This is a genomic window from Giesbergeria sinuosa, assembly GCF_042652905.1.
GTDB classification, from domain to species: domain Bacteria; phylum Pseudomonadota; class Gammaproteobacteria; order Burkholderiales; family Burkholderiaceae_C; genus Simplicispira; species Simplicispira sinuosa.
Map to the genome: position 1 here is coordinate 1 of NZ_JBHSHJ010000019.1, position 9,255 is coordinate 9,255.

The following is a 9,255-nucleotide window of genomic DNA, read 5'->3' on the forward strand; positions in this document are numbered from 1 at the left end:
ATTGGCGCTGGTCTAGGTTCAATTTTCCGGTTATGCTGTTGGCTTTGGGTGGCTGGCGTGTCGGCGTGGGTCTAACTCGGCGCTCAAGCGGACAGCTTCTAGCTGCCGCTTACCTTGGTTCGTTAGTCAATTTTTCTCCAAAACAAAACTTCCAATGTTTAACGCTTGGGCAATTCCCGTTTTTGAGCATATACATGGCAAAAAAATTGCCTCAATGTTGGCCGATATCCTTTTCCCCAACGTAACCGAAAGAACTGTACGAAATTGGATTTCTGGGAAGATAAAAAATCATCAAGCAGCGATCAATAAAATAGATGCCGCAGGAACAACTAAACTGAGACAACATCTTCTCAAAAAAGATTACACACCAGAAGATGTAGAAAGAATTATTCAAAACCAACCACAAAATATTGGCCCATTAGGATCCTTTGTATATTTTTGTTCTCCTTTAGAAAACCATTATCCAGAAACTCTTAAACTTGCATGCAAAATTGACGAAATTTCAAAAGAATTATATGAAGCCAAAGCGAAAAAAGACATTGATGCTTTCATTTTGAAATTGCTTTCAGTAGATTATCTAACAGAAGAATATTTGGTTAATATAGATGAAATGGATGAATCCATATGTGAGACAAAAGAAAGAATTATAAATTCTAAAAATTGGAGCGACCTAGATAAGCCATTGAAACTCATCTTGTTCAACGCATTGATGTCGCTAATGGCTTTATGGAATATTGAATTTTGCAAGAGCTATTTCGATCAATTTGAGGCTGTCCCGATATTTATTTGGTTTCAGCCAAGGATTAATCCTACTGTAAAAAAAGGTGCTGATGGAAACTTTAAAAAACAGCGAGACCTAATACATTTACCTAACAGGCGCCTTATAGACTTTATGGCTTGCCTACGCTTTTATAAAAAAAATAGAAAATGGCCTCAAGAGATTCCATCCGTCGCTGAGTTGTCTATTTGGACGGCCGAAGATAAAAAAAATTACGTCGAAGAGAGAAAAATAGTTTGCTGGAGAGAGGGGAGGCGATTAACCTATAAAGAATTTTCCAATTTTTGGAATGCAATGTTTTTCTTTTGCGAAGAAAAACAACGTCCCTCGCCTCCCTTTCCACTACTTTTTGCGAGCACCACATGGAGTAAGCTGTTTGTGCAGGGCAGCAAAGAGAAACCAGAATTATCTGTTTACATTAATTTCGAAAAATACTTTATCTACTGGTGGGAACGGCACGAGAAAAAAGCAAAAAATAACGGCGCCAGTTTTGGTGACGCCGCGTGGCTTACCCTGTTAAATTAAATGCATTCACTCGAATTCCGGGAGAACATTTCCTTCCTGAATTCTTTCATCCCAGTTGTCAGGGCGCTCGTCCCAGCCCCGTGATTCCCAATATGCATCGTTGTTTGGGTTCAATTGATCTGCGCGATTGTCAAGATCATCTTTAGTCATAGATTGAGTCTCTTATTTTTGCCCTGATTTACCGAAGTTTTTAGCTGCAGCCCGTTGAAGATTACCTGCCCAAGGAGTAGGCTTACCATCTCCTACTTTTGCAGTTGCAGACTGTACTCTTGATGCATCCTTAGGAGTGGCGACGGTTTTTGGGGCTAGATTCTTTGTACTCATAGCTATCCTTTCACTTAAGTTAAAATCCGCAACAGCGGGGTGGACGAGATTTTCTGCTACGTGCCAAGCACATATGTTCCAACTTTCGGAAATTTCACATTAAGAAATTTGGTTTTTTCCAGTTACGCTGTTAGCTTTGGGTAGCTGCTGGGTGGGCTGGGGTTCTAACTTGGCGCTCAAGTGGACAGCTTTCAGCTGCCGCTTACCTTAGTTCGTTAGCATCAGCCCACGGTGGCGTTAGACAACAAGGCAAAGCTACCCTGTACGCTTGAAAAAGGTACCAAATAACGGTACCATTCAGGAATGAAGCGAAAACACCAACGCGCGCTAGAGCTCATCTTCGCCAGACCAACAAGTGCCAATGTTCAGTGGCGCGACATCGAAGGCTTGTTTGAGGAACTGGGTGCGGAGGTCAGTGAGCGAGAAGGCAGCCGTGTGGCGGTTGTGTTATTTGGCGAAGTACGTGTCTTTCACAGACCACATCCTTCGCCCAACACCGACAAAGGCGCCGTCGCAAGCATTCGCAAATGGCTTGAGCAGCACGGAGTGGAACCATGAACGTAATGACAGTTGACGGCTATCACGCCAAGATTGAATACGACGAAGAGCTTGATCTTTTTCGTGGTGAGATTCTTGGACTAAACGGCGGCGCTGATTTCTATGGCAAGAATCCAAAAGAGTTGCGAACAGAGTTCAAGAAATCCTTGCAAGTCTTTCTTGAGGTTTGTGACGAGAAGGGCATCCAACCCAGAAAACACTTCTCTGGAAAATTCAATCTCAGAATTCCTCCGGAGTTGCATGAGCAATTGGCTATTGCTGCACAAGTAGAAGGTAAGAGCATCAATATGCTGGCTCAAGAAGCTCTACGTATCCGTGTGGCATCTTAGTTACCTGCGTAGTGCTAACTTTTCGCTCAAGCGGACGGCTTCCAGCCGCCGCTTACCTTGGTTCGTTAGCATCAGCCCACGGCAGTGATTATTCCAAGGTCGTAAAAATCCGGGTTTTTCTGTTGCTGGTGTTTAAAAGTAGGTTTTGCTTTTGGCTTACCAGTCAGTATTTTTTGGTTTCGTATTGGCGCTGGTCTAGGTTCGCTTTTCCGGCTATGCTGCTGGCTTTGGGTGGCTGCTGTGTGGGCTTGGGTTCTAACTCGGCGGTCAACCGGACAGCCCAACAGCGGCGCTTCGCACCACTGCTGGGTTCCCTCCGCTTCGCTCCGACTGCCGGTTACCTCCAACGTTAGCCATAATGCAACATATCATCAGCGTACGGTCTTAACTGATTCGTTAGGCAAAAACATAAATCGTCGATCAGCAGTGTTTTGCTAAACATTCGATAAAATTTAAACCGAGAATACCAAATATGCCATTAACCTCATCTCAAGTAATTGATCTAGAAAACGCTATAAAATCTTACAGCTTTCCTCTTGATTATTATTGCTTCAGCCACAGAACAATCAAAACTGCCCCAAACATTTCAACTCTTGAAACAATAATTTGCACCCAATTAAAAACAACTCCTTCAAATGGACTGGCAAATGTTATATTTTGGGGACATTCGGGATCAATTGGAATCAGAAAAATTCGGTTCGCTAGATTTAATACACTTATCAATCCGGTCCTCACATCAAAATTTTCGCATTTATTGACTACCAACACAGCCCCAAGTATCGTTGCTATAAAAAATTTAGGCCTACCTGAGTATTCAGGTATTTCTTTTATATCAAAGATACTTATGTTCTTAGACCCAAAAAACTATTCCGTACTTGATCTACAACTTTCCAAGTTGCACACAGTTCGTGGAAGAGCGTTGTCTTTATTAAAAATAAACACTACACAAATACCATCGACTAAAAGCAATGAATCCGTTTATAACAAATGGCGCCAAGAGTGCTTATATATCAGCAATACTTATTATACTGGAATATATAGGGCTGCCGATGTAGAACGTGGATTATTTCAGCTGATCAGATCAGGCAATTTAGCAACAGCAATTCAAATTTACACAAACTTCTAACTTATCGTTGCACCGAACAGTTTTGCAGGTGAACTTTACGTTAGATTTCCATTGGACTATTTATGCAAAAGTATTTTGAAATATCAAAGAATGATGTGGAATAAAAAGATAATAACACTTGGTTTGAATACTGCCGCAAACAAGAAATTCCATTCATCACTCTAAGAAGCAGGACAAAGCTAGCAAATGTTGAATGGGATTACATTGCATACCAAACTGAATTCGACAATGCTTTTAAAAATCTAAATGGAGAGCTAAGAGAAAAAGCAATTCTGATCTTTAAGAAGTATGCAGGCCCACGATCTGAATATCAGGCTAGCGATTTATTGATATCTTTTAAAAACCTTGAGATACCTAAAGCCAAAATTGCTGCCGATGAACTTTATGACTTAATAGATCATTACGCAAAGAGAAATAATAGTTAAACCTAACTCGGCGCTCAAGCGGACGGCTTCCAGCCGCTGCTTACCTTAATTCGTTATAAGCTAAAGGAAGCATTGTGAGTAAGCCAAAGAAGATCATTGACAATCCGACAAGTGCGGAACTGTTAAGGCAGTTCGAGGCATTTGAAAGCTTGGAGGCTCTATACAAGGATTTTCCGTTGGCTCGCAAGCTTTTCCATAAAATGGAAAATGCCTCCAATGAATTCCTAAAGATTAAAAAGCAAGCAGAAATATTGAAGGTTCCAGATCAGTTTAATGAGCGTTTTGCGAGCCTAGGCTGGATTGCATATGAATCCATGAACATGGAAGTAATGCAAAAAGCAATAAATATTCATGACACTGAAGGAAAGGATGCGGCGGAAAAAATCCTAGCCGATTCGTATGACGAAGAAACATTAAAGTGGGGAATATTACGATTAAATGGCAATCGTGATTTTAAAAAAAGAATAAGGCTCACGGAGTTGGCCAGAGAGGATTACTTAGCTGGCAGACATCATGCATGTATACCTCTATTGTTGAGCTTGCTTGACGGTCTCGTAAATGATGTATCGAAGCACGTAGGCTTTTTTGCTGTAAACGTGGATATTACCGCTTGGGATTGCATTGCAGCTCATGAGACGGGCCTTCAGACATTAGCTTCAATTCTCACTAAAGGCAGAAATAAAACAAATGAAGCTGGTATATCCATTCCATACAGAAACGGGATTCTTCATGGCAGAGAGCTGGCCTTCGATAATAAATTAGTGGCAGCAAAGTGCTGGGCTGCTCTCTTTGCGGCGAGAGACTGGGCCGGAGCACTTGATGATGGGAAAAAGGAGCCAAAACCAAAAGAAGAGGTGAGTTGGCGACAGATATTTAAGCAAATTTCTGAAACAAACCTTATGAAAAAATCCATTGAGGAATGGAATCCAAGAATATCTGAAAATATTCCATATTTTCCATTTGAAGGGAATATTTCCAGCCTGCCTGAAAACACGCCTGAATATGCAGTGGCTGCATTTTTAGATCATTGGTGCAATAAGCGATTTGGCCCTATCGCTGATGCTCTTTTATATTTTACCGACACTCCTAAGGGAAAAAAGGCCTGCATAGCGCGCCAAGATTTTGGTAAGCATGTGCCGACTTCTTTCAAGGTATTAGGCGTGGATGACCAAGCTGCTGCCGTTACTCATGTAATAGCAGAGCTTCGTTTTAAAATTGATGATCAAGAAAAAATAAAAGAAGTTTCGGTGCGCGCAATATATCAAGACTTAGAAAATAATGCTTCTGTCCGATCTATGCCAGGAGGCCAGTGGAGAATAGTTCAAAATTCTTTCACTGGCATCATATACGCGCACAGTTTATAAAAAGTAGTTAAAATAGTTCGCTCCGCTCGCTTGGGCAACCTAAAGCCAGCCCCTTAAAAAACGTTAGCACTTGCTTACGGTAGTGCTTATTCCACGCCCGTTAAAAATCCGGTTTTTGTTGTCACCATTTTTTCAAAGTAGGTTTGGACTTGGGTTTTGTGGCTGGGGCTTTCCGGTGTCTTATTAGCACTGGTGCGGGGTCGTTTTTCCGGATATGCTGTTGGCTTTGGGTGGCTGCTGCGTGGGCTTCGGTTCTAACTCGGCGCTCAAGCGGACGGCTTCCAGCCGCCGCTTACCTTGGTTCGTTAGCGTTTTGTCCACAGCCGTGCTTATTCCAAGGCTGTCAAAATTCTAGTTTTGCTGTTGCTGGTATTAAGAAAATAGGTTTTGTTTTTCGCTTACTAGTCAGTATTCTTTGGTTTCGTATTGGGACTGGCGCAGATTCGTCTTTTTCGTTATGCTGCTGGCGTTGGGTGGCTGATGCGTGGGCTTAGGTTCTAACTCGGCGCCAAGCGGACAGCTTCTAGCTGCCGCTTACCTTAGTTCGTTAGGCCTCTGTTTCTATGCATATTTCAACCAGCCTTTGCCAACTAATACCCGGTTTTTGTCGCCGGGCTTTTGTTTCGTCTGAGCAATCCGTCCGCGCAATGTTGCTGGTTCCAATCCACTGTATTTTTTCCGGTCGTAGTTACCGTGGCCTCAGTTCAGTTATTGCAAGGCCGGCTCCTGGCGCCGTTCCCCGTGATAGTGATTACTCCAGCAGTTTTTCCGTGCTTCCTACAATCAAGCGCTACAGGCTGGCCAAAAAACCAAAGGCAGCACTGATCGAGCGCTCCAAGCCTGTGCCCAAAACAACTCCAGCTCTAATTGAGCGCTTCAGGTTGGTCAGAAAGGCAAAGGCAGTCATGGGGCCCCAGGTGGCGCCCGGAGATAACGGCTTGAAAAAACCCATTTCCAAGACAACCGCCCGGCCTAACAGGGCGTTCGAGGGGACGCCGGGAAGCGTCGTCGTTATTCCTGTGGCCGCCTCGCGCGGCGCCCCTCAACTTCGTCGTTAGCAATCACCAAATGAAACTCTGGAAGAAAATACTCATCGGTGTCTTCGCACTAATTTTGCTATGTATTGGTGGTTTATATCTATTTATTCAATCACTACCTGACATGTGTAGTAATGTGGTTTTGGCTGAATATTTATCTCCAAATAACAAGTTAAAAGTTGTTACCTTTCAGCGTGACTGTGGAGCTACCACAGGCTTTTCAACTCAAGTCTTGATTATTTCAAGTGCTGATGCACTTGAAAATGAAAGTGGCAATACATTCATTGCCGACACAAATCATGATGCTGCACCAATAGGTCAAGGTGGTGGCCCTGAAGTTCAGATTAATTGGCTATCAGATTTACGCCTTCAAATTCAAAACCATAAGCTGGCGCGAATTTTTCGAGCCGAAACAAAATATGAAGGGGTAAATGTTGAATATGTTCATTTCTAGCTGCCATTTTACTAACCCATCGCTCAAGCGGACAGCTTGCAGCTGCCGCTTACCTTGGTTCGTTAGATTGCAAAGTTGCAAATGACAGCAAAGAATCCTTTTATACGAACGTGCCCAGCTTGTGGTGTCATTGTTTCCAACGAAATTTTTTTGCTGCACTACGAAGAAACTCATGCAAGAGCGCCAACCGAGGGGGAAATATTTCGCTTTGCGTAACCTAAAGATCGGCCCCAGAAGAAAATTAAAGGTGGCAAACGGATATATTTTTCTAGAGGTGGACTTCCATCTCTTGGAAATAAGTAAGTATTTCTCTAACTCGGCGCTCAAGCCGACCCGCACTCTGCGGTCGGCTTGCCTTGTTCGTTAGGGCGAAATAAAAAGACTACGCATGCTCATAATAATTCGAATCCTCCGTGTACTCGCTGGCTTGATTGCTATCCTGCAAGTTATCGGCCTTCTGCCAGTGCTCACCTGGCTATCAAATTTGCATAATGTTACCGATGGCATGTGGGTAATTGCATTCATTAAGGCTCTAGTGATGCTTCTTACGGGAAGTATTTACTTTTGGCTTGGAAAAATCAAAAGCCGAATTGATAACTCAGGAACAAGTGATTCTGAAGGTCGCCTCATAATTTTCTCCGTACTTGGACTCTTGGTTTTAGGCGTGATTCTTACCATGGCCATTCCTGTACTTTCGAAATGGAGTCAAAAAGAAACGAATGCTTCAATACAGTTAACCCAGCCTGCTGCGGTCATTGAGAGAAGCATTCCTCCTGTAAGCAGCGTACTTTTCCCCTGCCCTGAAGGAGAAAAACGTATTGCTGGGGAGTTAGAATGTTTGCCATTGAGTCAATTTACACCAATTAGTGCAACACCAGTGCAGCCCCAAGAGTCTTCAAGAAAAGGACAAACCTTTTCTTACGAGGAAGCAGTGGGTATGCCCGTACAGCCTCAATTATCTTTAAAAGAGAGAAAAACCTTCTCTTATGAGGAAGCAGTTGGTACACCATAAAATCTGTTGGATTGTTGGATTGTTGGATTGTTGGATTGTTGGATTGTTGGATTGTTGGAGTTGGGGGGGCTGCTGTGTGGGCTTGGGTTCTAACTTGGCGCTCAAGCGGACAGCTTCCAGCTGCGGCTTATCTTGGTTCGTTAGCATTAGCCCACGGCTGTGCTTGTTCCATGCTCGTTAAAAACCAATTTTTACTTTTGCCAGTGTTTCCAAAGTAAGTTTTATCTTTGGTTTTTTGGCTTGGTGTTCTTGGTTTCTTCTTGGCGCTGGTGCAGGTCCGTTTTTCCGGCTATGCTGCTGGCCTTGGGTGGCCGCTGTGTGGGCTTATGTTCTAACTCGGCGCTCAAGCGGACAGCTTTCAGCTGCCGCTTACCTTAGTTCGTTAGAGCGCAAATGCGCGTCAGGTGCAGCCGGTATCACGTAGGTCTGAGCCGGGAACGTATCGGTTGCACGGATCGCCACAAACAGAGCTTGTTTGTCCGTGGTCTGCATCATCGTATTGGAGACCAAAATCCACCTCTCTCCGTTGTATTCAACTTGCTTACCAGCAGTCATTATTTGCAGCATGTCGCCAAACATTTTACATCTCCCATCTTTACATTACGTTGCGCCCTAACCCATCGCTCAACGCGGAAGTCGCTTCGCGCCTCCGGGTTAGCTAGTGGCGTTAGCATTCGCCTACGGCAGTGTTTATTCGAAGCACGTTAAAAATCCGGTTTTGTTTTCACCAGTTTTTTCAAAGCAGCTTTTGTTTTTGTTGTTTGCGCCGGGTGTTCTTGGTTTCGTATTGGCACTGGTGCAGGTTCGTTTTTTCGGCTATGCTGCTGGCCTTGGGTGGCTGCTGTGTAGGCTTTGGTTCTAACTCGGCGCTCAAGCGGACAGCTTACAGCTGCCGCTTACCTTAGTTCGTTAGATTTGGCCCACGGCGTTGTTTTTTCCAAGCGCGTAAAAAACCGGGTTTGGTTATCGCCAGTGTTCAAAAATAAATTCTGCTTTTGGCTTGCCGGGGTCAGTATTCTTCGGTTTCGTATTGGTGCTGGTGCAGGTTCATTTTCCCGGCTATGCTGCTGGCTTTAGGTGGCTGGTGTGTGGGCTTAGGTTCTAACTCGGTGCTCAAGCGGACAACTTCCAGTTGCCGCTTACCTTGGTTCGTTAGGTGTCTTAATTGCAACAGAAGCGCAACCTCAAGGTCATCGATACGCAGAGACCAATCATCCAGAACTACTGGAAGATTATCTACTTTCGTGACACTGAACGAGTTACCCCTGTTTTATCTCGTTGGAAGTGGGTACGCCTGTGTATTTTTGAAGTCCTCTTTGGCCA

Annotated in this window: 8 protein-coding genes; 7 read left to right on the forward strand and 1 reads right to left on the reverse strand. The window is 43.9% G+C overall.

Going from position 1 to position 9,255, the window contains the following annotated elements:
* The first annotated feature begins 154 nt into the window (after window positions 1-154).
* From ACFO6X_RS15615 to ACFO6X_RS15645, 7 genes are all read left to right on the forward strand, one after another.
* Window positions 155-1,303 (forward strand): hypothetical protein, encoded by a 1,149-nt coding sequence (locus tag ACFO6X_RS15615; protein WP_382434886.1) that lies wholly within the window; start codon window positions 155-157, stop codon window positions 1,301-1,303.
* Window positions 1,304-1,930: 627 nt separating this feature from the next.
* Window positions 1,931-2,185, forward strand: a complete 255-nt coding sequence (locus ACFO6X_RS15620; protein ID WP_382434888.1) for a type II toxin-antitoxin system HicA family toxin — start codon at window positions 1,931-1,933, stop codon at window positions 2,183-2,185.
* A complete protein-coding gene (locus ACFO6X_RS15625; RefSeq protein WP_382434890.1) occupies window positions 2,182-2,514 on the forward strand; it encodes a type II toxin-antitoxin system HicB family antitoxin in 333 nt (110 codons plus the stop codon). The genes ACFO6X_RS15620 and ACFO6X_RS15625 overlap by 4 nt, the downstream gene beginning before the upstream one ends.
* Before the next feature lie 472 nt (window positions 2,515-2,986).
* Window positions 2,987-3,640 (forward strand): hypothetical protein, encoded by a 654-nt coding sequence (locus ACFO6X_RS15630; RefSeq protein WP_382434892.1) that lies wholly within the window; start codon window positions 2,987-2,989, stop codon window positions 3,638-3,640.
* A 499-nt stretch (window positions 3,641-4,139) separates the two neighbouring features.
* Entirely contained in the window at window positions 4,140-5,429 is a 1,290-nt protein-coding gene (locus ACFO6X_RS15635; RefSeq protein WP_382434894.1) for a hypothetical protein, read from the forward strand.
* A 1,068-nt stretch (window positions 5,430-6,497) separates the two neighbouring features.
* Window positions 6,498-6,920 (forward strand): hypothetical protein, encoded by a 423-nt coding sequence (locus tag ACFO6X_RS15640; RefSeq protein WP_382434896.1) that lies wholly within the window; start codon window positions 6,498-6,500, stop codon window positions 6,918-6,920.
* A 427-nt stretch (window positions 6,921-7,347) separates the two neighbouring features.
* Window positions 7,348-7,932, forward strand: coding sequence for a hypothetical protein (locus ACFO6X_RS15645; RefSeq protein WP_382434898.1), 585 nt, complete (start codon window positions 7,348-7,350; stop codon window positions 7,930-7,932).
* A 369-nt stretch (window positions 7,933-8,301) separates the two neighbouring features.
* On the opposite strand, the gene ACFO6X_RS15650 is transcribed toward ACFO6X_RS15645, so the two are convergent.
* Window positions 8,302-8,511 (reverse strand): hypothetical protein, encoded by a 210-nt coding sequence (locus ACFO6X_RS15650; RefSeq protein ID WP_382434900.1) that lies wholly within the window; start codon window positions 8,509-8,511, stop codon window positions 8,302-8,304.
* Window positions 8,512-9,255 lie beyond the last annotated feature (744 nt).

Bases quoted from the DNA above. Each gene is read 5' to 3' on its own strand.
- ACFO6X_RS15615 (WP_382434886.1), top strand. From the start codon at position 155: ATGTTTAACGCTTGGGCAATTCCCGTTTTTGAGCATATACATGGCAAA.
- ACFO6X_RS15620 (WP_382434888.1), top strand. From the start codon at position 1,931: ATGAAGCGAAAACACCAACGCGCGCTAGAGCTCATCTTCGCCAGACCA.
- ACFO6X_RS15625 (WP_382434890.1), top strand. From the start codon at position 2,182: ATGAACGTAATGACAGTTGACGGCTATCACGCCAAGATTGAATACGAC.
- ACFO6X_RS15630 (WP_382434892.1), top strand. From the start codon at position 2,987: ATGCCATTAACCTCATCTCAAGTAATTGATCTAGAAAACGCTATAAAA.
- ACFO6X_RS15640 (WP_382434896.1), top strand. From the start codon at position 6,498: ATGAAACTCTGGAAGAAAATACTCATCGGTGTCTTCGCACTAATTTTG.
- ACFO6X_RS15650 (WP_382434900.1), bottom strand. From the start codon at position 8,511: ATGTTTGGCGACATGCTGCAAATAATGACTGCTGGTAAGCAAGTTGAA.